The 26,339-nt window shown below is 63.7% G+C and carries 20 protein-coding genes; 10 read left to right on the forward strand and 10 right to left on the reverse strand.

The window, feature by feature from the left end:
• Positions 1-3 precede the first annotated feature (3 nt).
• From QM596_RS09845 to QM596_RS09870, 6 genes are all read right to left on the reverse strand, one after another.
• Positions 4-4,179: a TIGR02680 family protein gene (locus QM596_RS09845; protein WP_283308845.1), complete on the reverse strand. Its 4,176-nt coding sequence runs from the start codon at positions 4,177-4,179 to the stop codon at positions 4-6.
• Positions 4,176-5,618, reverse strand: a complete 1,443-nt coding sequence (locus tag QM596_RS09850) for a TIGR02678 family protein (RefSeq protein WP_283308847.1) — start codon at positions 5,616-5,618, stop codon at positions 4,176-4,178. Before QM596_RS09850 ends, QM596_RS09845 begins: the two co-directional genes overlap by 4 nt.
• Entirely contained in the window at positions 5,615-7,120 is a 1,506-nt protein-coding gene (locus QM596_RS09855; RefSeq protein WP_019748531.1) for a TIGR02677 family protein, read from the reverse strand. Before QM596_RS09855 ends, QM596_RS09850 begins: the two co-directional genes overlap by 4 nt.
• A 33-nt stretch (positions 7,121-7,153) precedes the next feature.
• A complete protein-coding gene (locus QM596_RS09860; protein WP_019748530.1) occupies positions 7,154-8,239 on the reverse strand; it encodes a helix-turn-helix domain-containing protein in 1,086 nt (361 codons plus the stop codon).
• Between the two features lie 146 nt (positions 8,240-8,385).
• Positions 8,386-9,546 (reverse strand): MFS transporter, encoded by a 1,161-nt coding sequence (locus tag QM596_RS09865; RefSeq protein WP_070386257.1) that lies wholly within the window; start codon positions 9,544-9,546, stop codon positions 8,386-8,388.
• Positions 9,543-10,397, reverse strand: coding sequence for a PAC2 family protein (locus QM596_RS09870; protein WP_223257810.1), 855 nt, complete (start codon positions 10,395-10,397; stop codon positions 9,543-9,545). Before QM596_RS09870 ends, QM596_RS09865 begins: the two co-directional genes overlap by 4 nt.
• A 168-nt stretch (positions 10,398-10,565) precedes the next feature.
• On the opposite strand from QM596_RS09870, the gene metH reads away from it, so the two are divergent.
• The 6 genes from metH to hisG all read left to right on the forward strand — a co-directional run bounded on the left by metH (position 10,566) and on the right by hisG (position 17,889).
• The gene (gene metH / locus QM596_RS09875) at positions 10,566-14,135 is read left to right on the forward strand and encodes a methionine synthase (RefSeq protein WP_283308848.1); all 3,570 of its coding nucleotides are present in this window, start codon (positions 10,566-10,568) and stop codon (positions 14,133-14,135) included.
• On the forward strand, positions 14,128-14,826 hold the full coding sequence (locus QM596_RS09880; RefSeq protein WP_020907815.1) for an HAD family hydrolase: 699 nt from the start codon (positions 14,128-14,130) through the stop codon (positions 14,824-14,826). The genes metH and QM596_RS09880 overlap by 8 nt, the downstream gene beginning before the upstream one ends.
• Before the next feature lie 12 nt (positions 14,827-14,838).
• Positions 14,839-15,699, forward strand: a complete 861-nt coding sequence (gene trhO / locus QM596_RS09885; protein WP_003944828.1) for an oxygen-dependent tRNA uridine(34) hydroxylase TrhO — start codon at positions 14,839-14,841, stop codon at positions 15,697-15,699.
• A gap of 3 nt (positions 15,700-15,702) precedes the next feature.
• Positions 15,703-16,617 carry a pseudouridine synthase gene (locus QM596_RS09890; protein ID WP_283308850.1) on the forward strand — a complete coding sequence of 305 codons (915 nt, stop codon included), beginning with the start codon at positions 15,703-15,705 and terminating at the stop codon, positions 16,615-16,617.
• Positions 16,618-16,676: 59 nt separating this feature from the next.
• Positions 16,677-16,940, forward strand: coding sequence for a phosphoribosyl-ATP diphosphatase (locus tag QM596_RS09895; RefSeq protein ID WP_003944933.1), 264 nt, complete (start codon positions 16,677-16,679; stop codon positions 16,938-16,940).
• Positions 16,941-17,037: 97 nt separating this feature from the next.
• On the forward strand, positions 17,038-17,889 hold the full coding sequence (gene hisG / locus QM596_RS09900; protein ID WP_003944905.1) for an ATP phosphoribosyltransferase: 852 nt from the start codon (positions 17,038-17,040) through the stop codon (positions 17,887-17,889).
• A 46-nt stretch (positions 17,890-17,935) separates the two neighbouring features.
• On the opposite strand, the gene QM596_RS09905 is transcribed toward hisG, so the two are convergent.
• Positions 17,936-18,745: a thioesterase family protein gene (locus tag QM596_RS09905; RefSeq protein ID WP_097387355.1), complete on the reverse strand. Its 810-nt coding sequence runs from the start codon at positions 18,743-18,745 to the stop codon at positions 17,936-17,938.
• Position 18,746: 1 nt separating this feature from the next.
• Positions 18,747-19,637, reverse strand: coding sequence for a RecB family exonuclease (locus QM596_RS09910; protein WP_370627683.1), 891 nt, complete (start codon positions 19,635-19,637; stop codon positions 18,747-18,749).
• A 138-nt stretch (positions 19,638-19,775) separates the two neighbouring features.
• Here QM596_RS09910 and QM596_RS09915 point away from each other — a divergent pair, with 138 nt between their 5' ends.
• Positions 19,776-20,699, forward strand: coding sequence for a tRNA (adenine-N1)-methyltransferase (locus QM596_RS09915; protein WP_007729892.1), 924 nt, complete (start codon positions 19,776-19,778; stop codon positions 20,697-20,699).
• Between the two features lie 64 nt (positions 20,700-20,763).
• On the opposite strand, the gene QM596_RS09920 is transcribed toward QM596_RS09915, so the two are convergent.
• A complete protein-coding gene (locus tag QM596_RS09920; protein ID WP_021344326.1) occupies positions 20,764-21,288 on the reverse strand; it encodes a WKL family lipoprotein in 525 nt (174 codons plus the stop codon).
• Between the two features lie 195 nt (positions 21,289-21,483).
• Between QM596_RS09920 and arc the strand changes: the two genes are divergently transcribed.
• Both arc and QM596_RS09930 read left to right on the forward strand, forming a co-directional pair.
• Positions 21,484-23,259, forward strand: a complete 1,776-nt coding sequence (gene arc, locus QM596_RS09925) for a proteasome ATPase (RefSeq protein WP_003944870.1) — start codon at positions 21,484-21,486, stop codon at positions 23,257-23,259.
• A 118-nt stretch (positions 23,260-23,377) separates the two neighbouring features.
• On the forward strand, positions 23,378-24,055 hold the full coding sequence (locus tag QM596_RS09930) for a TIGR00266 family protein (RefSeq protein ID WP_003944961.1): 678 nt from the start codon (positions 23,378-23,380) through the stop codon (positions 24,053-24,055).
• Positions 24,056-24,121: 66 nt separating this feature from the next.
• Here the strand turns inward: QM596_RS09930 and QM596_RS09935 are convergent, their stop codons facing one another.
• Positions 24,122-24,679, reverse strand: a complete 558-nt coding sequence (locus QM596_RS09935) for an NUDIX hydrolase (protein ID WP_020969670.1) — start codon at positions 24,677-24,679, stop codon at positions 24,122-24,124.
• Positions 24,680-24,737: 58 nt separating this feature from the next.
• Between QM596_RS09935 and dop the strand changes: the two genes are divergently transcribed.
• The gene (gene dop, locus QM596_RS09940; RefSeq protein WP_019748516.1) at positions 24,738-26,237 is read left to right on the forward strand and encodes a depupylase/deamidase Dop; all 1,500 of its coding nucleotides are present in this window, start codon (positions 24,738-24,740) and stop codon (positions 26,235-26,237) included.
• Positions 26,238-26,339: the final 102 nt, after the last annotated feature.

The following is a 26,339-nucleotide window of genomic DNA, read 5'->3' on the forward strand; positions in this document are numbered from 1 at the left end:
TTTCTAGGCGTAGTCCAACGCACCTTCGGCTGGTGTCGGCACCCGGCGCCGTAGCGGCGAGCCCAATGCCCGCGCCAGATCCGTTCCGTCATGCTCGGCGAGCAGCTCACCGTTCGACCACACCAGCAGCGCGGCGCTGACCGCTTGTTCGGCCGTGGAGTGCGCGAGGTCGTAGTGCGCACAGCCGGGGACGTCTGCGTACGTGATCCACAGGTCGTAGCCGGTCATGAAGAGATCCAGGTCGAATTGAACGCTCAAGCCGAGTAGCTCGCTGCGACCGTTGTCGTCGACACCGGCGAAGGCCTCGTCCAGTGCCAGCAGACGTGGGGCGTGCGGGTCGGCCGAGTCCAACATGACGTGCGCCGCGGCGAACAAAGGAAGGTGCAGCGAAACCGACTGCTCGCCACCGGACAGTGCGCTGTGCCGCGCGACGGTAAGGCGGTCTTCCTTGCCCTCACCGCTGATGAGGGTGAACGAGAACACGCGCCACTGCCTGTAGTCGAGCGCCGAGGACAGGATTTCCGGGTACGAGCGTTCGGGGTGCGCCGCACGGGCAGTACGGATCTGGGTCGCGAAATGAGCTCGCAGAGTAGCGAGTTCATCGACGCCGAGGGCCGACGCATCTCGATCCAGCAGCTTGGAGATCGCTCGCGAGCTGTCGTCGAGGTTGTCGGCGAGCACCCAGTGAACGCCGATGGTGTTGCCCGAGGACATCCGACGCTCACGCATCTCTGTGCCCATCTGTGCGATCAACACGCGTGCGTCGACCGTGCGCTCGTGGATCTGCTGAGCCAATCCGGTCAGCAGGGCATCTTCGAGAATGCGACGCTCGGATTCGGTGAGCAACTGCTCCTGATCGCCGCGAGCATCGTGGATCCGCGTTGCGAATTCACCGATCGACGAATAGCCCTGATCGTCCTGCACTCGTACGACGGTCAGTCCGTCCGGTGCATCCCACTGCAGGCGGTAGTCCTGCCCGGCCGCTGCGAGTTGGGCGTCGAAGTCCTGCAACGCCGAGGTCAGTGCCGTGCGGGTTGCCTTGCGGGCACCGTCGGTGACGCGTACCGCCGAGGTCGCAGCCTCGAGCGCTCGGTACAACTTGTCGACGTCTTCGGGGAGGACGGGCGGGTGGGCCGCGTCCTCGCTGCGGTCTTCGTTCTGGATGCGGTAGACCAACTGATCGGGGCTCATCCACGCCGCTGAACTTGCCGGCCAGCTCAGATGTTCCTTGACGCCCAACAACTCGAGAAGGTCCCGGCGAGCATAGGGTGCGAGTCGCTCTGCATCACTGCGGGTTTCGGTCAGGGTGTGACGCAACGTCTCGACGGCGGTGTTGTACGCACCCTCTGCCGTGCCGATCTGGAGGACCGCAGCGTCGTACGCCTTTCGCGCAGCACGCTGTTCGACCTTGCATTCTTCGATCTTCGCGCGGGCTTTTGCCAGGTCGAGGTCGATCTGCTCGGCGCTGGCCCCGAGGGTATCGCGCAGTGTCTCGAGGCGCTGGACCTGCTGAAGCAGACTCTCCTCGGCGATGGCGGCTTCCTCAGCGAATTCCTCCGCATTGGCGCGTGATTCGTCGAGACGGTCGCGAGACTCGCGTTCGAGTTCGACTTCCTTGGCATGTTCGCGTCGGCAGCGCAGCGCCAGTTCGCCCTGCTTCTCGAAATGACGGATCGCCGCCGCGAGGGAGTCGAGTTCACGGCCGACGTGCGGGGTCCGGTGCTGCGACGCCGTCGCCCGGAGTTGCTTTTCCTTCGCCGCGAGATCGGCGATCGCCGCATCGAGTTCGCGTTGTGCCGTTTCCGTGGCCTCCGAGCGAGTGCGGAGTGCACCGGCGGATTCGGTGACAGTTTTGAGTGCGCGGAGGATCGACCCTGTCTTCGGCAATTCCTTTGCCGCAGAGTTGATTCGGCTCAGCTGCTCGTTGGTCTGCGTCACCAGTGCCTTGGCTGCATCGACTGCCGCGGCAAGTTCTTCCAGAGCCGCGTCGATCTCGGTGATCCGAGCTTCGCGTCGACGCGCCCGCGCTGTCGTGCCGATGTACTCGGCGTCGGCCTTGACGTGCCGGCCACGCGCGACGCCCTGCCAGAAGCGCCCGTCGACGCTGATCGCGACGCTGGCATCGGAGTCGCCCGGTGCCTCGACGAGACTGATCGACGCGAGAATGTCCTGTACCCGAGCGTCGGGTACGTCGGCATTGCCTTCGACCTCGAGGACGTCGGCCAGCGTTCGTCCCTTCGGGCGCTGCTTGACCGGCAGAGCGGTCAGGAACTGCTCACTGACGTGATCGGGAATCGTTTCGTCGGGGCAGACCCAGCCGTCCAGCAGATTTGCCGCCTGGAGTGCGGATTCGATTCCCGTGGCCACGTCTGGTTCGACGGAATCGGCGAAGCGCACCAGCTGCCACAGCGGTGCCCCACCCAGATCGCTGCGGTTGTCGGTGCGTGCGTGGAAGGCCGGCGGAGCGTCGTCGTGTTCCGCCGAGACGGCCTTGCGCTCGGATTTCAGAGCTGCGATGGAGGCGTGTGATGCAGATATTTCAGCTTCGGCCTCACGACGTCGCTCGCGCAGCGTCTCGGTGCCTGCCTCGGTGTGCTCGGTGAGAACTGCGGACAGCGCCGGAGCGTCCTCGTCGCCGACCTCGGCGAGCGCCGCGTCGAGAGCCTCGAACAGCGACGTGTCCGCGCCGACAGCCGAAAACAGGGAGGAGTGATCGGTCCACCACGCGCGCAGCCCACTGGCGCACTGACTGCGTGCGAGTTCCACGGCAGCTTCGCCCTCGAGCACAGCGGCCTTGGACGCTTCGAGCAGCTCTTGTCCACGGCGCGAGCTGTTTTCGGCCCGGGTTCGTTCGGTAGCGGCCTTCTCGACGGTCGCGAGCGCAGTGCGGACGACGCGTACGTCGCCGTCACGCTCCTCGGCATGGCCACGCACTGCTGCGGTGATCTGGTCGCTGCGTGAGCCGTCGGGCAGGGGAGTCCAGACGATGCCGGCGTCCTCGGCGGCTGCCTGCAGTTCGTCCTCGGCACGTGAGAGTGCCTCGGCTGCACGCTTGACCGACGATGCAGCCTTGTCGGCTTCGTCGCCGCGCTGCGCGAGTGCAGCCTGCGCCTTCCTCGACTTGTCTGCCTGTTGCTCGGTCGAGAGCTTGAGCGTCGAGACGGCCTGGGCGAGATCGTCGAGCTGCTGTTTGCCTTCGTAGGCGCTCGAGCGTTGCAACGCCTCGACATTGGCGCGCGCGTTCTCGAGTGCCTGCTCGGCCTGGTTGAAGCGCTCCTCGGCTGCTGCCCGGGCTTCACGGCTGCGGGTCTGGGCTAGCGACGACTCGTCCATGGCGGCAACGCCTCTGGTGACCGCTGCGAGGCGGGTGCTGACCTGTTCGATCTCTCCGCGCGACTGCTGACGCAGGTACTTGGTGTAGACGCCGATGAAACTCTGCGCTGCCTGATCGGCGGCTGCGAGCCCCTCGAGCGCGCGGCCGACCTCTTCCATATCGCTGAACGAACGCGCAGCTTCGAGGACGAGTTGGTCGTCGAGTGGACGGAGGCCGTCGGTGAGCGCTTGCGAAAGGCCCTTCGGATCAAGGTTCTTCGCGAGCTGGGGACGGCGAAGCGTGAGAATGAGATTGATCAGCTGGTCGTAGCGCTGCACTCCGAGACCGAACATTCGCGCGTCGATCGCGGTGCGGTAGTCGAGGGGACGGTCGGTGATGGAATCGCTGCCGAGTTGTTCGGCCAACTGCTTCTTGGTGAGAGGACGATCGTCGTTGCCGATCAGCGAGAAGTCGACTCCGACGCGGCCGTCGGCGACGAAGTACCAGCGGGTGACCTTGTCGTTGGTGCGGGTTGCCCGCATGCCGATGCCCACGGTCACCGACTCGGGATCTTCGAGGGAGCCGCGGCAGAACTCCATCCACACGTAGGAGTGCGCGCTGTCCTGGCCCCGGTAGAGCAGGTTGGACTTCATCGTGCGCTCTTCACCGGCGAAGGGGTTGAGGCGCCGCGGTTCGATGCGGCCGTCGAAAACGAACGGGAACAAGACCTCGAGGGCCTTGGTCTTACCGGATCCGTTTGGCCCTCGTAGGACCAGTCGACCGTCGGCGAACGAGAACTCCTGGTCTCGGTAATCCCAGAGGTTGATGATTCCAGCCCGAGTAGGTCGGAAGCGGGCGTTGCTCATACGTTCTCTACCTCTGATAGTTCGCCGTTGGTGGAAGATTCGGGGCCGAATTCGTCGACCGGATCCGGTGCGGAGTTGTCTACCGCGAAGTCGATCTGAGGATCGCGTTCGCGTACGGAGACCACGACGTCGCGGTACCGGGCAAGGACGGGCAACACCAGTACGCCGCCGTCGACCGCATGCGTCAGGCGCAGACGTTGCAGCAACCCGAGCGCCTGCTTGCGCAGCCCGTTGTGATCGGCCTGCCATTGCGCTGCAAACGTGCGACCGAACTGGTCCACCAACTCGGTGACCTTGTCGGCGAGCCAGTCGTCGCCGATCATCGGGTACGTGACGGGTTCCGGGGGCTCGGCCGGTTCGCCGGCGGGCAGCACGAAATCGTCGTCCTCGTCGGCGAGGTCCTCGAAGATCCCGGCCTCGGGGATGGCGGCATCGAGTTGTTCGATCAGGTGATCGTCCGACACGTGCGGGATCGGAAGTTTCGGCAGCTCCGTCGCGTCGACGTCGAGTACGCGGTCGGCAATCTCGCCGGCGAGGAGTAGCGCTACCTGGGCGATCGTTCCGGTGCTCGGGAAGCGGACGTCGGAGAGGCGACCGGTGGGATCGATCATCGCGATTCCCTCGGCGCGACGCTCGGCCACCAACCCCGTCAGTAGTTCGACTTCCGACGCGGTCTTGGGCTGCGCCAAGGCGATCAATTCGTGCTGATCGAGTTCACCCGCCAGTACGACCGGCCGCTCGACCAGAGCCCGACGCACTCGGCGTCCGATCTCTTTCGCGTCCACAGGAATTCCGTCGTCCTCGGCAGCGCTCGAGGTCTCCGTGGCCAGGAGTCCGCGGATGGAGTGCAGGTGCTGCAGTGCGCGCGGCGGACGGAACAGGGCTACGACGACGGAACGGTCGATGTCGTAGAGCGCTTCTCCCGCTTCGGGATTGGACGCCCAGCCGTTTGCGTCACCGTCGGCGAGTGCGATGGCGCCTCTGACGCCGAGCCAGCCCACTGCGTCGACGAAGGCGTCGCGGTCCGACGCACGATCGGTGGAGAGTTCGACGCCGTCGACTTGTGCAGCGTCGGCCGCGACGTGATCGGCCAACTCCGACAACGTGATCTGGTTCCCGGCGCGGCCCAACGCGGCCAGGCACAGTGCCAGGTAGGCGTAACGCGTGCGATCGAAGGTTCGCTCGGAGGCAGTTCGGGCCGGTGCCGACGGGTTGAGTCGATCCGACACCGTGAACAGGCGCGCGGTGGTCTCCGTCACCTCGAGGCGGTAGCCGAACAGTTCGAGTAGGTCGTCACGCAGCTCGGTGGCCCAACGGCGCAAGAGCGGCAATGCAATTCGATCCGGGTACGTCGAGGTGATCAGGTGGTTGGACAGGATCACTCGCGCCGCGCGTTGATACGAGTCGAGGGCAAGGGGCGTGATCTCGCGAGCTCTCATCGAACACTGACCTCGATGCCGTCGAGGTGCATACGCCCGCGGGCGGTCTTGATGGTGGTCGAACCGTCCGAGGGACTGAGCGTCAGCTTCACCCCGTTCTCACTACCGGTGGAACTCTTGACGCGTCCCACTACCGGAACGCGCGCGGTCAGTGCTGCATTGAGCAGACTCAGCAAAACTTCGGTCTCCTGCTCGTTGAGTTCACGCTGATAGACGCCGTTCGACGCGAGTGATTGCGCCGCGGCGCTGCGGGTACGTTGCGCTGCCAACTGCTCTTCGCGTAGGCGGCGGATGCTGCCGTCGTTGCGGGCGACCTTGCTCGGCAATCCTGGTGAGGGTGGGCGGCCGGTTTCGGCGAGTGTTCGCGCGATTTCGACCGGCGGTGCCTCCCACCACGAACGTGAGTGAGAAATGATGTCGGCGTCCGGATGCACCATCGAGAGGTGGCGTGGACGGCCGAGGTCGAACACTGCCTGGAACAGAGCATGAGCTGCGTCTTCGGACGGCGTGGCGGCGAACCAGCCGGCGAGGTGCCGGAGCTGGCTCTCGCGGCTGACGCCGCCGCGACGGGTTTCCGTGACGCGGCGAAGGAGCGCCAGAACCGCGGCGATCGCGCTCATCGTGCCCTCACGTAGACGCTCGGACTCGCTGATCCCCGATTCCGCGGAGACGAACCAGGCGGTCAATCCTCGCCAACGCGCAGCCCAGTCGTCTTCGCGTTCGGTGATCGGGACGAACACCCGTTCGTCACTGGCGGCGGCGAGGCGGATCATGCGATCGACCCCGGTGGATTCGACGTGCTCGATCGCTTCCTTGAGCTTGGGGGCGTAGCGCGCCAGATCGGAGCTGAACTCCCGCATGTGCGTGAGCAGAGCGTCCTTGTGCGTGAGGAAAGCCTGCGGAGTGATCTCCGTGGTCCGTACGAGGTCCCCGAGGGTCAGATAGAAGTGCGCGGCTCGATCGGCCATGTCGGAGAGTGTCGAGTCGAGGCGCTTGAGCTTGCGGAAGATCAGGTCGCCGTCGGAGCTTCGGTTGGCCTCGGCGAGTTCGGACATGTCTGCGAGCAGGTCCGGCAGAGCGAGACGCGAGAGCGAGGCCGAGTCCAGGCGTGCGGCGAGAACGTCCTCGACTGATCGATAGACCTGGTATCCGGCCTGACCGAACTGGTAGACGAAGTGGCGATTGCGGTACTCGGCCAGCGTGGCCGCGCGGGTGCCGTCGTAGCTGCGCTCGAGGATCTCCCACACATGGAGCTGATCCAACAGGGGAGTGACCTCTGCTGCCGACAGATCGGCCGCCGGATCCGATCCACCGATCTTCTCGAGGATTTGCGCGACGGCTCCGGCATGCAGCAGGACGGTGTAGTTGGCGCGAGCATGGTCGAAGGCACGAAGTACCCAGAGGTACTCGGCCCGTTTTTCCGCGATCGTGAACGAAAACAGCTTCAGTCGATTGGTGTCGGCGTACGCGGCGTAATCGGGCGCACTCGTTTCTTCCACCATGACAGGGTAGGCGAGAGACGCCCCCTCTTTTTCCTACGGGCGATCCGTAGCAGGGGATGCGGCGCGTCGCCACTGCGATTCGTTCTCGATCATCCATGTGAGCAGGTGCTCGGCCGCCGCCTCGTCGGAGTCCGGGCCGACCAGCAGATCGGCGAACGCTTGGCTGGGGGCGACGATGCGGATGCCGTCGCGGGTGAGCAATCGGTCGAAGGCAGACGGTGAGAGGGGAGCGGTGATCCACACGTCACCGCCGGATTCCACACGCCGTAGTCCGAGAGCGTCGGCGAACTGATCGACGTTGTCGGCATGGAAGTGGGCACGTCGAGTGGGCGCGTACCGAGCAAAGGGTGCCGCCGCTACCGATGCGGTACCGGCGTAGATGTGACCGCTGAGCTGACGCAGTTGATCGAAGAGTGCTTCCAACCCGTCCGGCGCGTGAAAGCCGTGAGGCGTCGGCGCTTTGGCGCCGGCTTCAGCCGCCCATTCACGAAGCATCTTCGGCCAGCGGACGTCACCGATCCCGCCGCGGGGGAGCCTGGTCACCAATTCACGATCCGACAGTGTCTGAACCACCCGATAGGTTGCTCCCGTCGACGCACCGGCCAGGCGCACCAAGGCAGTGATCGCCAGTGGCGCCGCGAAATCGGCAAGTGCACGCACGACCCGAGCTGACGGATCGCCCGTCAGTTGTCCGGAAGGACGTCCGGGCCCCCGCCACGGATCGGCGTCGGCTCCGCGTCCACGCACCCAGACGGCGGGTCGATCAGCGGTCAACGACACATTGCCCGTGGCGTCTGCGTACGAGATCGCGTGGGAATCGAGCTGCCGGCGGACCGGCTCGGACAGATATTTTGCGCACACGAAGCCGGGTTGACCGGTGGGGAAGCGATCGGCGATACCGGGAACGTCGCTGCTCAGGACACCGTGAGCGGCGTAGACGCCGAATTTGGCCACCGCGCCGTCAGGGGAGCGGAGGTCGAGTCGGAGTGGCGCCTCGGACAGGTCGGGGGAGCGCTGTGTCGACAAAGACCAGGTAGGAGGCAAATTTTCTTCGATGACGGCAACTGATCGCCGAAAAATGTCGATCGGCCGTTCCGGTTCCGACTCAGATTCGCTCATGTTCCAATGGTATCAATATCTGTCGACGACGGAAACACAAGATTTTCCGAATAATATTCGCCCTGACAGCCTCGCGACAACGGTGGTCGCTTTCGCCGACAAACTCACTACCTACACAACTTCAAATTCGAAACTGCCGAGACCGATCAGCGTTGCTTCGGCATGATCAGGGGAGCGACGACGGCGAGCAATACTGCGGGGATCAGGAAGCTCGCGGCAGGCGAAGAGTCGTAGATCGGTGTCAGGGCCAGGGGAGCAAGAGCGGCGCCGCCGAAGCGCATCGCTTGGACGACCGACACGGCGCCTCCGCGATTGGGCCCCGCGGATCCGAGCACCGCCGCGTTGACGCCGACAAGGACGAACTGGCTCGCGACACCTGCGACAAACCATGCGATCGCGATCACCGGCACCAAGCCGGCAAGGCCGACGACGGAGACCAGAACTGCTCCGCCCAGTGCACCGATCATCACGGAGGAGCGTGCGCCGATGCGATCGATGAGGATTCCGATGCGCCGGGCCGAGAGGATGCCGGCCACGCCGAAGACGGTGAGCAGTAGGCCGCGGACGGTGGGGGACAGCCCGAACTCGTCTTCGAAGCGGAAGGCGAGCAGGAAGCTCAGTCCACCGAGGGCGCCCCAGCCGAGCAATGCAGCGATACCGATGCGGAGCACTTCGGGGCGTAATGCATCGCGGAGACGGGCGGGAGTGGTCGCTGCCGGTGCTTCGGACTTCGGGAGTCCGACGGCTCCCAGGATGCCCGCGACCACTGCGATGACGAGAAAGGCCAGACGCCAGTCGAATTCGGCCGCCAGTCCGCCGATCAACGGAGCCGACGACTGCCCTGCAGCCTGGAATGCGCCGAAGGCGCCAAGGGCTCGACCCAATCGAGCCTGCGGAGTTGCGGCCGCCAACGAAGCAAGCAGCAGCGGCGTGGTGAATGCGTTCGCGGATCCCTGCAGTACCCGGGCGGCCAGGAAGATCTCGAGTGTCGGGGCGAGGAAGCATGCCAACGACGCGAAGACGTAGACGCCGTATGCGATCCGCACCGTCCGGACCTTGCCCCACCGTGTCCCGAGCGTCCCCGACACCAACATCAGTGCGGCGAAGGGGAGCAGGTACGCGGTGAGGGAGGAGGCGGCCGCCGACGGTCCGACCCCTAGATCGTCACCGATCTCGGGGAGGATCGAAGCAACCACGCCGCCGCCGAACGGGCCGAGGAACCCGCCGGCGTACAGCGCGATCAGTTGAAGCCGGAGGCGCAGTGGGCGCTGCGTACTTCCACCTTCTTCTGGAGTGTTCTTGCTCACAGTCCGAAGCTGCCGGGGCCTCGCCGTCTGAGGTAGCGCTCGAATTCCGCCGCGATGGCGTCGCCGTCGATCTTGGAGATTGCTTCGCTGATGTCGGTTTCGGCGTCTCCCCGCTCTTCCAGGGTGCGCACGTATTCGCCGATTTCCTCGTCGTCCGCGGTCATTTCGTTGACCGCTTCCTCCCAATCCTCCGACTGAGCTGGGAGTTCACCGAGGGGGACCTCGATGTCGAGAACATCCTCGACTCGTTGAAGGAGGGCCACTGTGGCCTTCGGGTTGGGTGGCTGCGAGACGTAGTGCGGAACCGCTGCCCAGAACGAAATAGCGGGTACACCAGCACGAACGCACTCGTCCTGAAGAACTCCGGTGATGCCTGTCGGGCCTTCGTATCGGGTCTGTTCGAGGTTGAATCGTGCCGCGGATTCGCTGCTGTACGCCGTGCCCGTGACCGGCACCGGGCGGGTGTGCGGAGTATCGGCGAGCAGGGCTCCGAGGATGACCACGGTCTTGACGTTCAGTTGGTCGATCAACTCGAGCAGATCCTCGCAGAAACTGCGCCACCGCATGTTGGGTTCGATCCCGCGAAGAAGGACGATGTCGCTCTCACTGCCGGGAGGCGAACAGACCGACAAACGTGTTGCCGGCCAAACGATTTCGCGAGTGACACCGTCGACCTGACGGACCGTGGGACGGTTGACCTGGTAGTCGTAGTAGTCCTCGGAATCGAGTTCGGCGAGCGGCTGGGCATCCCAGATCAGCTCGAGATGTTCGACCGCACCGCTGGCTGCGTCACCGGCGTCGTTCCAGCCCTCGAAAGCTGCAACGAGGATGGGATCACGTAGGACAGGGATGTCGCCCTCGAGGCGGTCGCTGCTGTCGACGGCAAAGCCGTCAGGGCTCTCGAAGGCCGCGGAATCGTCGAAATCGACCGGGCCGTCGGGAGTGACGGGGAACTCACTTGGACTCACCCACCCAGCCTACGGCCAGAGCTTGTCGGTGCGCCCACTACTCTGGACGGCATGTCTGCCCCATTTAACTCTGCCCTGCTTGATGCGCTGAAACAGCGCGTTGTCATCGGCGACGGAGCGATGGGCACCATGTTGCAGGCCGCGGACCTCACCCTGGACGACTTCCTCGGCCTCGAGGGGTGCAATGAGATCCTCAACGACACCCGTCCCGACGTGCTCAAAGACATCCACCGTGCGTACTTCGCCGCTGGTGCCGATGCCGTCGAGACCAACACCTTCGGTTGCAACCTGCCCAACCTCGCCGACTACGACATCTCTCACCGGATCCGCGAACTCGCGGAAAAAGGCACTGCTCTCGCCCGTGAAGTAGCGGACGAGATGGGACCAGGCCGCGACGGCATGGCCCGATTCGTACTCGGCTCGATGGGACCGGGAACCAAGCTCCCCAGCCTCGGGCACGCACCGTACGCAGTCCTTCGTGACGCGTACACCGAAGCTGCGCTCGGCATGATCGACGGTGGCGCCGACGCCATCCTCGTCGAAACCTGCCAGGACCTGCTTCAGGTGAAGGCGGCCATTCTCGGCAGTCAGCGCGCGATGGAGCAACTCGGACTGCGGTTGCCGATCATCACGCACGTGACGGTAGAGACAACTGGAACGATGCTCCTGGGCAGTGAGATCGGTGCGGCGCTGACGGCACTCGAGCCACTCGGTATCGACATGATCGGCCTGAACTGTGCCACCGGGCCGGCCGAGATGAGCGAACATCTCCGGCACCTGTCCAAGTACTCGACGCTGCCGGTGTCGGTCATGCCCAATGCCGGTCTGCCGCAGCTCGGCCCCAAGGGCGCCGAGTACCCGCTGACCGCCGACGAATTGGCCGAAGCCCTCAGTGGTTTCGTTTCCGAGTTCGGACTCGGCCTCGTAGGCGGCTGCTGCGGTACGACACCCGAGCACATCAGCGCGGTCGCCGACGCGGTCCGTCAGGTCGAGAAGGCCCAGCGCACCCCGATCCACGAGCCGAGTACCTCTTCGCTGTACTCGGCGGTGCCGTTCGAGCAGGACGCCAGCATCCTGATGATCGGTGAACGCACGAACTCCAACGGCTCCAAGGCTTTCCGCGAGGCAATGCTCTCCGCGGACTACCAGAAGTGCCTGGACATCGCCAAGGACCAGACCCGCGACGGCGCACACATGCTCGACCTCAACGTCGACTACGTGGGCCGCGACGGTGCCGCCGACATGTCGGAACTGGCCAGCCGTCTGGCGACGTCCTCGACGCTGCCGATCATGCTCGACTCCACCGAGCCTGCCGTGTTGCAGGCCGGTCTCGAACACCTCGGTGGCCGCTGCGCTGTCAACTCCGTCAACTACGAGGACGGCGCCGGCCCCGAATCGCGTTTTCACAAGATCATGACGTTGGTCAAGGAGCACGGCGCGGCAGTCGTCGCCCTGACCATCGACGAAGAGGGCCAGGCTCGCACCGCCGAGACCAAGGTCGCCATCGCCAAGCGTCTGATCGAGGACATCAAGGGAAACTGGGGACTCGCCGAGTCCGACATCATCGTCGACGCCTTGACCTTCCCCATCTCCACCGGTCAGGAAGAGGTGCGACGCGACGGCATCGAGACCATCGAAGCCATCCGTCAGCTCAAGGCTGCGTACCCGGAACTGCACTTCACCCTGGGTATCTCGAACATTTCGTTCGGTTTGAACCCGGCGGCACGTCAGGTCCTCAACTCGGTGTTCCTGCACGAGTGCACCGAGGCCGGTCTGGACACGGCGATCGTTCACGCGTCCAAGATTTTGCCGATGGCGCGAATTCCGGACGAGCAGCGTGAAACCGCACTCGACCTGGTCTACGACCGTCGTAGCGAGGGCTACGACCCGCTGCAGAAGCTGATGGCTCTGTTCGAGGGTGTCTCGGCTGCGTCGGCGCGCGAGTCCCGTGCGCAGGAACTCGCCGGACTTCCGTTGTTCGACCGGCTCGAGCGTCGCATCGTCGACGGCGAGCGCAACGGCCTCGACGACGATCTCACCGAAGCAATGACGGTCAAGTCCCCGATCGAAATCATCAACGAGACACTGCTTTCGGGCATGAAGACCGTCGGTGAATTGTTCGGTTCCGGACAGATGCAGTTGCCGTTCGTTCTGCAGTCCGCCGAGGTCATGAAGGCAGCAGTTGCGTTCCTCGAGCCGCACATGGAAGCGACGGACGACGACGGCAAGGGCCGCCTCGTCATTGCGACGGTCAAGGGCGACGTCCACGATATCGGCAAGAACCTTGTCGACATCATCTTGAGTAACAACGGTTACGACGTCGTGAACCTCGGCATCAAGCAGCCCATCGCGACCATTCTCGATGCTGCGATCGAGCACAAGGCCGATGTCATCGGCATGTCCGGACTGCTCGTGAAGTCGACAGTGGTCATGAAGGACAACCTCAAGGAACTGAACTCTCGCGGTGTCTCGGAACAGTTCCCGGTTTTGCTGGGTGGTGCCGCGCTGACGCGTTCGTACGTCGAGAACGATCTGCAGGAGGTGTACGAGGGCGACGTCAGCTATGCCCGCGACGCTTTCGAGGGTCTGAACTTGATGGACCAGATCATGACGACCAAGCGCGGCGGCGGCCCGGCGCCGGACAGCCCGGAGGCCATCGCTGCTCGCGAGAAGGCTGCCGAGCGTAAGGCTCGTCACGAGCGTTCCAAGCGCATCGCCGAAAAGCGTAAAGCTGCAGCGGTTCCCGTCGTCCTGCCGGAGCGTTCCGATGTCGCTACCGACATTGCGGTGCCGACACCGCCGTTCTGGGGCTCGCGCATCGTCAAGGGAATCTCTCTGTCCGAGTACTCGGGGCTGCTCGACGAGCGCGCTCTCTTCCTCGGCCAGTGGGGCCTTCGCGGTCAGCGCAAGGGCGACGGTCCGACGTACGAGGAACTGGTCGAGTCGGAAGGCCGTCCGCGGCTCCGGTACTGGCTCGATCGGCTGACGTCCGAGGGCATTCTCGCGCACGCCGCGGTTGTGTACGGCTACTTCCCGGCGATCTCGGAGGGCGATGACGTCATCGTGCTCACCGAACCGAAACCGGATGCACCTGAACGGTTCCGGTTCACCTACCCGCGTCAGCATCGCGACCGTTTCCTGTGCATCGCTGACTTCGTGCGCTCGCGTAAGAAAGCAGAAGCGACCGGCCAGGTGGACGTTCTTCCGTTCCAGTTGGTGACGATGGGTCAGCCGATCGCGGACTTCGCAAACGAATTGTTCGCGTCGAACTCGTACCGTGATTACCTCGAAGTTCACGGAATCGGCGTCCAGCTCACGGAATCTCTGGCCGAGTACTGGCATCGACGCGTTCGTGAAGAGCTTGTGCTTCCCGAGGGGCATACCGTCGCGGAGCAGGACCCGACCGAGGTTGCCGGCTACTTCGATCTCGAGTACCGGGGCGCTCGTTACTCGTTCGGATACGGCGCGTGCCCGGACCTCGAGGATCGTGCCAAGTTGGTGGCGTTGCTCGAACCCGAGCGAATCGGCGTCGAATTGTCCGAAGAACTGCAGCTGCATCCCGAGCAGTCCACGGACGCTTTTGTCCTGCACCACCCGGAAGCAAAGTATTTCAATGTCTGAGTTGTTGACCGAGGTATCCGAATCGACCCTCGGTGGTGTCCTGTGGGACATGGACGGCACCCTGCTCGATTCGGAGAAGCTGTGGGACATCGCGCTTCGTGAGTTGTCCCTACGCCTGGGCGGACCGATGACGGAAGCGACACGCATCGCCGTCATCGGTGCGTCGAGCCCCTTCGCTCTGGCGACGGTGTTCGACGCGCTCGGCCTGGAGAAGCATCCCGATGCCGTCGCCGAGGCGAAGGACTGGATGTACACTCGCGTCGGCGATCTGTTCGAGGACGGCGTGACCTGGCGGCCGGGTGCTCGCGATGCACTGGCGACCGTGCGTGACGGTGGTCTGCGTTCTGCACTGGTCACCAACACCGAGCGAGTACTGGTCGATCGGGCACTCGGCATGCTCGGCCGTGAATTCTTCGACCACTCGGTGTGCGGCGACGAGGTTCCCAACGGAAAACCGGCGGCGGATCCGTACCTGCGCGGAGCGCATCTGCTCGGACTCGAGCCGGCGCAGTGCCTCGCCATCGAGGACTCGCCGACCGGTACTGCGTCGGCAAGCGCCGCGGGTTGCGCGGTGCTCGTCGTTCCGTGTGAGGTCGATGTCCCGGAGGGGCCTGGACGCGTGTTTCGAGAGTCTCTGGTGGACTTGTCCATTCACGATCTTCACGACGTTCACTCGAGCGCGGCACGTTAGGCGGGATTTGCTGTGGCTATTCCGAAAATTGTTCTGTTCTACCAGTTCACGCCATTGGCGGACCCGGAAGCTATCAAGCTGTGGCAGCACAGCCTGGCCGAGTCCAACAACCTGACGGGCCGAATCATCGTCTCGCCTCACGGAATCAATGCGACGGTCGGCGGAGACATCGAGGATGTCAAGCGATACGTCCGCGGAACGCGTGGCTACGAGCCGTTCCGTACCGCTGACATCAAGTGGTCGGACGGACTCGGAAACGACTTCCCTCGACTCAGCGTCAAGGCTCGCTCGGAGATCGTGACGTTCGGAGCCCCCGACGAGCTGAAAGTCGACGAGAACGGTGTTGTCGGTGGCGGAGTTCACTTGGCGCCCAAGGAACTACACGAACTCGTCGACAGTCGCGGTGACGACGTCGTGTTTTTCGACGGCCGCAACGCCTTCGAAGCCGAGATCGGCCGCTTCCGGGATGCGGTAGTTCCGGACGTCGCCACCACCCGCGATTTCGTCGACGAACTCGACAGTGGAAAATACGACCATCTCAAGGGCAAAGCCGTAGTCACGTACTGTACTGGCGGAGTGCGGTGTGAGGTGTTGTCTTCGCTGATGCGCTCACGTGGCTTCGACGAGGTCTACCAGTTGGACGGCGGAATCGTCCGTTACGGCGAGACTTTCGGCGACCGGGGCCTCTGGGACGGCTCCCTGTACGTGTTCGACAAGCGGATGAACATCGAGTTCTCATCCGAAGCCAAGACACTCGGCGTGTGTGTCGATTGTGGTACTCCGACACCGCGGTACCGCAATCGGATCGACGGCGACGGCCGCACCCTCGAATTGCTCTGCGAGAGTTGTTCACCAGACCTCGAGCAGGACTGAGCAGTGCCCAAGGCTCCGTTGCCGATCCGAAACGGTCTCGGACCCGACCGGCTGCGGATGCCGGCGGAGTCGTCGGCGCATACCGTCCTCGAGCATCTGATCGGCGAGCACCCGGGGGAGCGGGACCTGTGGGCGGACCTCGTGAATGCCGGAGACGTCGTCGACGAGCACGGGCGGAAGATCACGAGCCGAACGCCCTATCAGCCGACCCGCTTCGTGTACTTCTACCGCGAACCGGCCCCCGAGATTCCGGTTCCGCACGAGATCGAGATCTTGTACCGCGACGACTCCATTCTCGTGATCGACAAACCGCACTTCCTGGCGACCATTCCACGGGGAGCGCACATCGTCGAAAGCGCCGTCGTGCGACTGCGTCGTGATCTGGATCTTCCGGACCTTGCGCCCGTTCATCGCCTCGACCGAATGACGGCGGGTGTCATCGTGTTCACGGTGACACCGGACCTACGACGGCCGTACCAGGAACTTTTTGCCGAGCAGCGGATCGTCAAGGAATACGAGGCGATTGCAGGGTTCGATCCGGAACTGACTTTCCCTCGCACGGTGCGTAGCCGCATCAACAAAGTTCACGGCGAGATGACGGCTACCGAGATCGATGGCGAGCCGAACAGTGAGACTTCGATCGAACTGATCGAGACGATCACCGACTCGGCCGGCCGGACTCTCGGTCGATACAGGTTGCTCCCACGGACCGGCCGTACCCATCAGCTTCGGCTGCACCTCAACTCGCTGGGCGTCCCGATCATCGGTGACAATTACTACCCCGAGTACCTTCCCGCGGTGCCCGGCGACTTCTCGACTCCGTTGCGATTGTTGGCGCGGGCGTTGGAATACCCGGATCCGATCACCGGGCAGACTCGCAGGTTCGTGAGTTCGCGCAGCCTCGACGCAGGCCTGTGAACACCGCTGTTAGTGGGCGTGTGCAAACCGCTTCCGTCCTCGTGAAAGAATGTGTACCCGTGAAGACCTTCGAATCCTTGTTCGCCGAATTGACCGAGCGTGCTGCTACTCGCCCCGAGGGGTCCGGCACTGTCGCCGCCCTCGACGCCGGTGTGCATGCTCAGGGCAAAAAGGTCATCGAGGAAGCCGGTGAAGTGTGGATCGCTGCGGAATACCAGAGCGATGAGCAGCTAGCCGAGGAAATTTCCCAGCTGCTGTACTGGACGCAGGTGTTGATGGTCGGTCGCGGACTGACCCTCGAGGACGTGTACCGACATCTGTGATCGGAGCTGACCAGCGAGATGTTCGCCATCTCGCTCGTCCAGGGCTTCCGATTCATGTCGTCTCCCGTCACCCACACCTTCCGAAAGGACATCCACCATGCTGCGCGTAGCAGTTCCCAACAAAGGCTCACTGTCCGAGTCCGCCGCCGAAATTCTCAGCGAGGCCGGCTACCGTCGACGCACCGATTCCCGTGATCTGACGGTCCTCGATCCTGCCAACCAGGTCGAGTTCTTCTTCTTGCGTCCCAAGGACATTGCGATCTACGTCGGCTCCGGTGAGCTGGATCTCGGCATCACTGGTCGTGATCTCGCCGGCGACTCGGGCGCTCCCGTATCCGAGCGTCTGTCACTGGGCTTCGGCCGTTCGTCGTTCCGCTACGCAGCACCGGCAGGCAAGGACTGGGCCGTTGAGGATCTGTCCGGCCTGCGCATTGCGACGTCGTACCCGAACCTTGTCCGCAAGGACCTCACCGATCGTGGACTCGACGCCACCGTCATCCGTCTCGACGGAGCAGTGGAGATTTCGATTCAGCTCGGTGTCGCCGATGCGATCGCCGACGTGGTCGGGTCGGGTCGTACTCTCCGCCAACACAACCTCGTTGCTTTCGGTGAATCGCTCTGCGATTCCGAAGGTGTCCTGATCGAGCGCACCGGCGCTCCGCAAGACGATCCGGCACGCAATCAGCTCATCGAACGCGTACGCGGAATTGTCTTCGCGCAGCAGAATCTGATGATCGACTACGACTGCCCGCGCACCATCCTCGACGACGCCATCAAGATGACTCCGGGTATGGAGTCGCCGACCCTCTCGCCGTTGGCTGACCCCGACTGGGTCGCGGTTCGCGCGATGGTACCGATCAAGGGACACAACCAGGTGATGGATGCCTTGGCGGAACTCGGCGCCAAGGCCATCCTCGCGTCGAACATCCGCTCGGTACGCGCTTTCTGATCACTGTCTGAATAGATTTACGCGCATTCGCGCCCGTTCCCGGAAATCAGGAACGGGCGCGAATCTGCAAAGTCTGGGCGATTCGGCCGACGGCGCCCTGCTCGTCGTAGAGCACTCCCGCACACATGCCGACGCCATCCGGACCGGTCGTGGTTTCGGCGGCAACACCGACCCACTCGCCCTCGGGCACACGGAAGATATGCACCGTGAGATCGGTGTTGAGGAACGTCCAGTGCTCCGGGTCGAGCTTGGCGCCGACGCCGTTGGAGATGTCGGCCACCGCGAACAAACGCTCGAGGGCAGACATCTTCTCGCCCTCGACCAGCTCGGGCTTGGGGCGCGCCCATACCTTCCCGGTTCCCGCGCACCCGATCGGAGCAATCCAGGACCAGTCGAGGGTCTTGAGGTAGCCGACGCTCCAGAGACCCTCGAGAACGCCCGGGGTGCCGCTGTCACGGGGTTCGAGCGGGGGATCGACTACGTGGACGACCTCGCCGGTATCGACGGTCTCCATCCGCCATGCCGTACCGCGCGCAACCGCGCGGGCAGATCCGTCGGCGGTGGTTGCCCACAGCTCGGCGACGATCAATTCGATTCGGCGACCGGGGCGTTCGATCCACGACCGGACTTCGAGGTCGGCAATCGGAATGGGCCCGAGAATCTCGACGACGACGCGCGTCAGACGGGTTTCGTCGCGCGCACCGCACCGCTCGAGGGCTCGTACCAACAGCGCCGACGGGGGAGCACCGTGCTGCAGTGTCGGGCCCCAGATGCTGACAGTCGCCTGCGTGCTCGCGAACCGCTCGTGCCCTTCCTCCGTGGTTCCGAGGTAGCGGTAGTACGAACTGTCCGTCATGTTATGAATTCTCCTTTGCAGCAACAGGTTCGGTGCTCAGCAGGTCCGGCCAACCTGGATACGGCGGTGGTGTTCCGCCGAACGAGGGGCACAGTGACTTGTGATCGCACCAGTCGCACAGTTTGCCAGGCTTGGGTCTGAAGTCTCCGGTCGCACCTGCCGCGAGGATCGCCTTCCAAATGGCGGAGAGGGTCCGCTCGAATCGAATGAGCTCGTCGTGATCCGGGGCGTACGTGAGAATCGAGCCGGAGGCCAGATAGATCAGGCGCAGTTGCGCGGGAACGATTCCGCGAGTGCGCAGTAGTACGAGCGCGTAGAACTTCATCTGGAAGAGCGCTTTGGACTCGGTGAACTCGCGGGGTGCCTTTCCGGTCTTGTAGTCGACCACCCGCACCTCACCGGTCGGTGCAACGTCTATCCGGTCGACGAAGCCGCGGAGTCGAACGCCGTTCTCCAACTCGGTCTCGACGTAGACCTCGCACGCCTCGGCATCGAATCGAGTGGGATCTTCGAGCGTGTAGTACGTCGCGACGAGCTTGCCGACTTCGCCGAGAAACGCGTCCAGCTCGTCTTCCGGAATCAGATCAGCTGCCTCGGGAGACTCGGCACTGACACGTTCCCACGCGGGACGGACGAGTTCGGCTGCGCGATCGGGAACCCGGTGACCGGTCGGGAGTGCAAACAGCGCTTCCAAGGCCGCGTGGACGACGGTGCCTCTGACCTGGGCTCTGGTAGGTGTTTCCGGAATTCTGTCGACCGCTCGGAACCGGTAGAGCAGGGGGCATTGCTTGTAGTCACCCGCACGCGACGGAGAGAGCGCCGGCCGACTACGCGGGCGCTCCTGTGATGTTGCACCCGTTGGAGTGGGGGTTGGCAATTCGACAGAGCTCACACCTGGCAGGCTATGCGGTTGGTCCGACAACTCCGTCGGAGCCGGTGGCGAGGACACCGGAAACAAGCGAACAGGGATCATCTGCGCATGGCGAACGAGCTGCAACCAGAAGAAGGCACGACCGAAGTGGATGAGGTTGTGCAGTCCGCTGTCGCCGAGATTCCCGAACAAGAGCTTCCAGAAGCTGATCTCACTGCGCCGGGCAAGCGGCCGTCGGGGCCGTTTCGCGTCGGCGACCGAGTCCAGCTGACCGACGGCAAGGGACGCCACTACACGATCGTTCTCGAGGCGAACCGCGAGTACCACACCCACAAGGGCGGAATCGTTCACAACGATCTGATCGGTGCCGACGAGGGCAGCGTCGTCAAGTCGGTCAACGGCACGCCCTACCTCGCCCTGCGCCCGCTACTGGTCGACTACGTGCTGTCCATGCCGCGCGGTGCACAGGTCATCTACCCGAAGGACGCAGCTCAGATCGTCCACGAAGGCGACGTGTTTCCAGGAGCACGCGTGCTCGAAGCCGGAGCCGGCTCCGGCGCACTGACGTGTTCACTACTGCGTGCCGTCGGACCCGAGGGCAAGGTCATCTCCTACGAGGTCCGCGACGATCATGCCGAACACGCGGTTCGCAACGTCGAGACCTTCTTCGGTGAACGTCCGCCGAACTGGGAACTGACCATCGCCGATCTGGCGGAGTTCGATCCGGAAGCGCACGGCGGCAAGGTCGATCGCGTCGTACTCGACATGCTGGCTCCATGGGACGTCCTGCCCGCCGTCTCGAAGGCGCTCGTGCCAGGCGGCGTGTTGATCGTCTACGTCGCGACCGTTACTCAGCTCTCGAAAGTCGTCGAAGCGATGCGTGAGCAGGAATGCTGGACCGAGCCACGGTCGTGGGAATCGATCGTGCGTGGTTGGCACGTCGTCGGTTTGGCGGTGCGTCCCGAGCATCGGATGCAGGGCCACACCGCGTTCCTCGTGAGCGCTCGTCGTCTGGCCGAAGGAACGGTCACCCCGAAGCCGCAGCGGCGCGCGGGCAAGGGCTCGAACACGGCAGCCAAGTAGTCACACGAAAACGACAAGAGCGGCGATCCGGATTCCGGATCGCCGCTCTTGTCGTAGCTGGAAGTTATGCGGTGCAGGAAGCGCGGCCCATTTCCAGGAGCACGCATGCCGAGGTGTCGGACAGCTTCCAGGAGCCGTCTTCGAGCTCCCAGGTCCACGGGGTGGCCGGTGCGGCGCCGTGCGGGCTGACGACGGCGACGTCGGCGGTTGCGGTCTGACCGTCGACCTTGACGTTGTCCACGTTGAACGTGATCGCGTAGGCCGGGTTACCGCCCAGCGCAGCACTCATCGTCTCGATGTTGGCCTGACGCTTGGTTCCGTCGACCACCAGAGCGGTCTTCTCCTCGATCGGCTTGGCCGGATCGATCAGAGCGACGAGCGAAGCGTTGAGCTCCTCGGCCGTCGGAGCCGTTGCGGCAGCGGCAGCAGGCGTCGTAGCGGAAGCCGAAGCCTTGGCCGTGGTGCTCGAGGCGGCGACCGAAGTCGAGCTGGCAGCCGTCGAATCCTTGTTGTCGTCCGAGCTGCATGCGCCCATGGTCAGGACGGCAGCGACGGCACAAGCGCTGATGAGAGTCTTGCGGATGATCACAGCGTTACCTTTCGTTGTAAAGAGAGACAGGCGCTGTCTCCATCTTGTAGGCAAGGCTAACATGACCAAAACCTGGCTCGAGACCAGTCGGCACGGTCCGTACGCCGGTGTGAATTCGCACTCGCGCACCGTGTCTGGCGACACTTGGGGCCTTATGCCGGTAGCGTTGATGGATCGCACTGGGAGGAGACGCACATGAGCTCGACAGAGAACCCGGATTCGGTTGCGGCAGCAGAAGAACTCCACGCGCTACGAGTGGAAGCACAAGTACTGCGCCGACAACTTGCACAATCGCCGGAGCAGGTGCGTGAGCTGGAGTCGAAGGTGGACTCGCTGTCCATCCGAAACAGCAAGTTGATGGACACCCTCAAGGAGGCCCGTCAGCAGCTCATCGCACTTCGTGAAGAAGTCGACAGACTCGGTCAGCCGCCGAGCGGTTACGGAGTCCTTCTCTCGGTACACGAGGACAAGACCGTCGACGTGTTCACGTCGGGTCGCAAGATGCGATTGACGTGCTCACCGAACATCGACACGGACACCCTCGCCCTCGGACAGACGGTGCGCCTCAACGAGGCACTCACCATCGTCGAGGCCGGCACCTACGAGCAGGTCGGCGAGATCAGCACGCTCCGTGAGGTACTCGACGACGGACTGCGCGCACTGGTGGTCGGTCATGCCGACGAAGAGCGCATCGTCTGGCTCGCAGCGCCGTTGGCAGCCGTCTTCGCCGACCCCGAAGCCGACATCATCGCGTACGACGCCGATTCTCCGACCAGGAAACTGCGTCCGGGCGACTCGTTGCTCGTCGACACCAAGGCCGGGTACGCCTTCGAGCGCATCCCGAAGGCCGAGGTCGAAGATCTGGTTCTCGAGGAAGTTCCGGATGTTCACTACGACGACATCGGTGGTCTCGGGCGTCAGATCGAACAGATCCGTGATGCCGTCGAACTCCCGTTCCTCCACAAGGACCTGTTCCACGAGTACTCGCTGAGGCCGCCGAAGGGCGTACTGCTCTACGGTCCGCCTGGTTGCGGTAAGACGCTCATCGCCAAGGCCGTCGCCAACTCGTTGGCGAAGAAGATCGCCGAAGCTCGCGGTCAGGACAGCAAGGACGCCAAGTCCTACTTCCTGAACATCAAGGGCCCGGAACTTCTCAACAAGTTCGTCGGCGAAACCGAGCGTCACATCCGGATGATCTTCCAGCGTGCTCGTGAGAAGGCGTCCGAGGGGACACCGGTGATCGTCTTCTTCGACGAGATGGACTCGATCTTCCGTACCCGTGGTTCGGGAGTCTCTTCCGACGTGGAGACAACGGTCGTTCCGCAGCTGCTCAGCGAGATCGACGGCGTGGAAGGGCTCGAGAACGTCATCGTCATCGGCGCCTCCAACCGTGAGGACATGATCGACCCGGCCATCCTGCGTCCGGGCCGACTGGACGTGAAGATCAAGATCGAGCGCCCCGACGCGGAATCCGCTCAGGACATCTTCTCGAAGTACCTGGTGGACGGTCTGCCGATCAATGCGGACGACCTCGCCGAGTTCGGTGGCGATCGCACCGCATGCCTGAAGGCGATGATCGTTCGCGTCGTCGATCGCATGTACGCGGAGAGCGAAGAGAATCGTTTCCTCGAGGTCACCTACGCCAACGGCGACAAGGAAGTTCTGTTCTTCAAGGACTTCAACTCGGGTGCGATGATCCAGAACATCGTCGACCGCGCCAAGAAGTACGCGATCAAGTCGGTACTCGACACCGGTGCTCCTGGCTTGCGTGTGCAGCACCTCTTCGATTCCATCGTCGACGAGTTCGCCGAGAACGAGGATCTGCCCAACACCACCAATCCTGATGACTGGGCACGTATTTCGGGCAAGAAGGGTGAACGGATCGTCTACATCCGCACTCTCGTCACCGGTAAGAACGCCAGTGCCAGCCGCGCGATCGACACAGAGTCGAACACGGGCCAGTACCTGTAGCGAAACGAACACCGATCGGGCCGGCCACTCCACGGGAGTCGTCGGCCCGATCTGTGCGTCGCTGCCGTTCCCTCCGTTGCGATTGGACCGGTCGGTCGCGCTGGTTTAGAGTCCCGCCGTGCAGATACATCTTCGACACAATCCGTCGTCCACTGTCGCTCGCTGCTACCTCGCGCCCGGCGAACCGCTGCGCGTGGAGAGCGGGGCAATGCTCGCGCATTCCGCCGGCGTAGTTCTCGAAGCGAAGGCGCAGGGCGGCGTCCTGCAGGGACTCAAGCGGTCGATGCTCAGTGGGGAGTCGTTTTTCGTCACGACGTATACCGCTCCGCCGCAAGGTGGTTGGGTCGACGTGACCGGCGTGCTTCCCGGCGATCTGATCCCACTGACCATCACGTCCGATCGCCCGTTCTTCCTCAACCGTGGAACCTGGTTGGCCAACTCCTACGGCGTGACCGTCGAGTCCAAATGGGGAGGCATGTCCAACCTCTTCGGCGGTGAGGGTGGATTCGGTTTGCGGGCAAGTGGCGACGGTGAAGTAGTGCTGGCCGTCTACGGCGCGATCGACGTCATCGACTTGCAGCCAGGCGAGACGGTCACGATCGATACCGGTCACGTGGTCGCCTACGACCTCGGGATGAACTTCAACATGCGGCGCGCCGTTCAGGGGCGCACCATTCAGTCGATGAAGTCCGGTGAAGGATTTGTCTTCGACTTCACCGGCCCAGGACGCGTTCTCGCGCAGACCCGCAACCCCAGCGCGTTTGCTGCTTGGCTCTCGGCGATCACCCCGGGCTGATCACGGTCGCGGCAGTGTTCAGTCGCAGCGGTGTTCAACTCCAGCGGTGTTCAACTCCAGCGGTGTTCAGCTCCAGCAATAGTCGGCCAGCAGCGCGCGTGAGTCCGGAACGAACGGCCACGACGGGTCCTGCAGGTGGGCGCCGAGTTCTTTCGGCGTCCACCACCAACCTTCGGCGATCTCGCTGGGTTGATGTGCCATCGGCCCGTCGTATCTGAGTTCGAACGCAAACAGGTGACAGCGCAACGGAGAGTTGTTCCACTCGCCGTCCCAGGAGATTCGAGCGATCTCCGTCAGTTGGAGTGGCTGATCTGCTGTTCCGAAGATTCCGAGTTCTTCACCGACTTCACGGATCGCGGTTTCCTGCGGCGTCTCACCTGGATCAACGACACCTCCGGCAAGACAGTCGTGATAGCCCCCGAACACCGCTTTTGTATCAGTTCGGCGATGGACGTAGATGCGGGAGCCGTCCCCGGTGCGAACCAGGACCCCCGCACTCGCGTGCCAGAGCCCACCCGAGTAGACGACGGAACGTGGTGCTCGGCCGATCGGATTACCCGTCCGGTCGTACACGGCGACTACCTCGTCCGCGGGATTCAGGTCTGCGGTGAGAGGTTGGTGCATTCCTCCAACTGTGCCACGCCTGTGGGTGCCGCGCCGCAATCACATAGGCTCTTGTGTCATGCAGCGGATCATCGGTGTCGAGGTCGAATACGGAATATCTTCACCCAGTGAGCCGTCGGCGAATCCGATTCTCACTTCAACCCAGGCGGTGCTTGCCTACGCCGCCGCAGCGGGCGTGCCACGGGCCAAGCGCACACGCTGGGATTACGAGGTCGAATCTCCGCTGCGAGATGCCCGAGGCTTCGATCTGGGGCGAATGAGCGGGCCCGCACCGGTCATCGACGCGGACGAGATCGGCGCCGCGAACATGATTCTCACCAACGGGGCACGGTTGTACGTCGACCACGCCCATCCGGAGTATTCGGCCCCCGAGGTCGCCGACCCGCTCGATGCCGTGATCTGGGACAAGGCCGGCGAACGAGTGATGGAGGCAGCTGCGCGGCACGCCTCCAGCGTGCCGGGTGCCCCACGGTTGCAGTTGTACAAGAACAACGTCGACGGCAAGGGTGCGTCGTACGGCACGCACGAGAACTACCTCTGCTCGCGTGACACCCCGTTCGCCTCGATCGTGACCGGCTTGACGCCGTTCTTCGCGTCGCGGCAGGTGATCTGCGGTTCCGGTCGTGTGGGTCTCGGTCAGTCCGGCGACGAGGCCGGATTCCAGCTTTCGCAGCGATCCGACTACATCGAGGTCGAAGTAGGCCTCGAGACCACGCTCAAGCGCGGAATCATCAACACCCGCGACGAACCGCACGCGGATGCGGACAAGTACCGCCGGCTGCACGTCATCATCGGTGACGCGAACCTCGCGGAGATGTCGACCTACCTCAAGGTGGGAACAACCGCGCTGGTACTCGACCTGATCGAGGCGGGCGTCGACCTCACCGATCTGCAACTGGCACGTCCGGTCACCGCCGTCCACCACATCAGCCACGACCCCACCCTTCGCAAGACCGTTGCGCTGGCCGACGGTCGCGAACTGACGGGGCTTGCGCTGCAACGTATTTACCTCGAACGTGTCTCGAAGTTCCTCGATCGCGAGGCGGATCGTGATCCGCGAGCGGACGATATCGTCGCCAAGTGGGCGATGGTTCTCGATCTCCTCGAGCGCGATCCCATGGAGTGCGCGAACATCCTCGACTGGCCGGCCAAACTGCGCCTGCTCGAAGGTTTCCGCAATCGTGAGGGACTCGCGTGGTCGGCTCCGCGATTGCATCTGGTGGATCTGCAGTACTCCGACGTGCGACTCGACAAGGGCCTCTACAACCGTCTGGTTGCTCGCGGCTCCATGGAGCGGCTTGTCACCGAACAGCAGGTTCTCGACGCGGTCACGAACCCTCCCACCGACACTCGCGCATACTTCCGTGGCGAGTGCTTACGCCGATTCGGTGCCGATATCGCGGCCGCGAGCTGGGATTCGGTCATCTTCGATCTCGGCGGCGAGTCGTTGATCCGCATCCCCACCCTCGAGCCGCTTCGAGGTACCAAAGCGCACGTCGGAGCGTTGCTCGACTCCGTTGACAGCGCCGCGGAACTGGTTGATCAGCTCACTCACTGAAACAGCTGATGCGGCTCGCCGTCGCGTCTCTCCACACCTGACGGTGCCGCTCGGTAGGGTGAAGGTCCGAGCGGGATCAGTTACCGACTCTGCTGGGCCGAA

It is taken from the genome of Rhodococcus sp. IEGM 1406 (assembly GCF_030056745.1).
Taxonomy (GTDB): domain Bacteria; phylum Actinomycetota; class Actinomycetes; order Mycobacteriales; family Mycobacteriaceae; genus Rhodococcus_F; species Rhodococcus_F erythropolis.

What these genes read in the sequence shown, in the direction of transcription:
- QM596_RS09845 (WP_283308845.1), bottom strand. Translation starts at nt 4,179, where the DNA reads ATGAGCAACGCCCGCTTCCGACCTACTCGGGCTGGAATCATCAACCTC.
- QM596_RS09850 (WP_283308847.1), bottom strand. Translation starts at nt 5,618, where the DNA reads ATGAGAGCTCGCGAGATCACGCCCCTTGCCCTCGACTCGTATCAACGC.
- QM596_RS09855 (WP_019748531.1), bottom strand. Translation starts at nt 7,120, where the DNA reads ATGGTGGAAGAAACGAGTGCGCCCGATTACGCCGCGTACGCCGACACC.
- QM596_RS09860 (WP_019748530.1), bottom strand. Translation starts at nt 8,239, where the DNA reads ATGAGCGAATCTGAGTCGGAACCGGAACGGCCGATCGACATTTTTCGG.
- metH (WP_283308848.1), top strand. Translation starts at nt 10,566, where the DNA reads ATGTCTGCCCCATTTAACTCTGCCCTGCTTGATGCGCTGAAACAGCGC.
- QM596_RS09880 (WP_020907815.1), top strand. Translation starts at nt 14,128, where the DNA reads ATGTCTGAGTTGTTGACCGAGGTATCCGAATCGACCCTCGGTGGTGTC.
- hisG (WP_003944905.1), top strand. Translation starts at nt 17,038, where the DNA reads ATGCTGCGCGTAGCAGTTCCCAACAAAGGCTCACTGTCCGAGTCCGCC.
- QM596_RS09905 (WP_097387355.1), bottom strand. Translation starts at nt 18,745, where the DNA reads ATGACGGACAGTTCGTACTACCGCTACCTCGGAACCACGGAGGAAGGG.
- arc (WP_003944870.1), top strand. Translation starts at nt 21,484, where the DNA reads ATGAGCTCGACAGAGAACCCGGATTCGGTTGCGGCAGCAGAAGAACTC.
- QM596_RS09935 (WP_020969670.1), bottom strand. Translation starts at nt 24,679, where the DNA reads ATGCACCAACCTCTCACCGCAGACCTGAATCCCGCGGACGAGGTAGTC.
- dop (WP_019748516.1), top strand. Translation starts at nt 24,738, where the DNA reads ATGCAGCGGATCATCGGTGTCGAGGTCGAATACGGAATATCTTCACCC.